We start from the raw sequence: 788 nt of genomic DNA, 5'->3' as shown, positions 1-788 counted from the left end.
TCAATTGATTTTCAGTAATTATTCTTTCTATTTTCAACTGGACTTCTTCCGCAGATTTGCCTTGTAAAAGTTCTAAAAAAGTGTATCCTGTAGCTCGGTCATTCATCGTTAAAATCGCCATTTTATGGTTCTTGCCTAACACTAAATCAGCTTCATAATCCCCCGTTCTACAGCGTTTATCCACAATTTCAGGGCGTTCTTCAATGCTTTTTCTTTCTGTAATGATACCCCTTTTATCCTTTAAACATCCTCTTTTTCTATATCTTTTTCCTTTGGTTTGCAGGTGCTTATAGAGATTTCCTCCCTTTCGCTTGTCTGCCCAAATGAACTGGTAAATTCTTTCGTGAGAAACGGTTTCTTTCCCTTCTAATTTTAATGTGCCGACAATCTGTTCTGGTGAATAATCTTTTGATAATAAATGCATTATCTCTCTTTGGACTTCTTCTGTAAATCTAATTCTCTTAGGTTTCTCTTTTTTTCTTTGCTCGTATTTTCATTGAGCTAAAGCTGCTCTGTAAATACCATTTCTACCATCTGAATTTCGCTTAATTTCCTCATTGATAGTCTTTTTAGGACGGTTTAGCCGTTTAGCGATTTCAGATTTTTTGATTCCTTCTTGCAAACAAAATTGAATTTCGTATCTTTGCTCCAATGTTAAATGACTCATATTTAGTTACTTTTACTCGAAAGCAAATGTGAGAAAAATTTTCATTTAACCCAAGGGAAGTTTCGACTTCCCTTTTTTATTTGCTCTCTCTAAAAAGTTACCTTTGTGAGTTGAATGTGCC

General features: G+C 34.5%; 2 protein-coding genes. Both read right to left on the bottom strand.

Going from position 1 to position 788, the window contains the following annotated elements:
- On the bottom strand, positions 1 to 457 hold a 457-nt coding region (locus VQ048_RS12315; protein WP_327611941.1), incomplete at its 3' end, for an IS30 family transposase.
- A 36-nt stretch (positions 458 to 493) separates the two neighbouring features.
- Entirely contained in the window at positions 494 to 667 is a 174-nt protein-coding gene (locus VQ048_RS12310) for a helix-turn-helix domain-containing protein (protein ID WP_327611940.1), read from the bottom strand.
- Between the last annotated feature and the right edge of the window lie 121 nt (positions 668 to 788).

Origin of the sequence: Bergeyella anatis (assembly GCF_036016955.1) — a bacterium.
Classification (GTDB): Bacteria; Bacteroidota; Bacteroidia; order Flavobacteriales; family Weeksellaceae; genus JAYWXI01.
The sequence above is the reverse complement of the archived record's forward strand: the minus strand, read 5'-3'. Positions and strand labels throughout refer to the sequence as shown.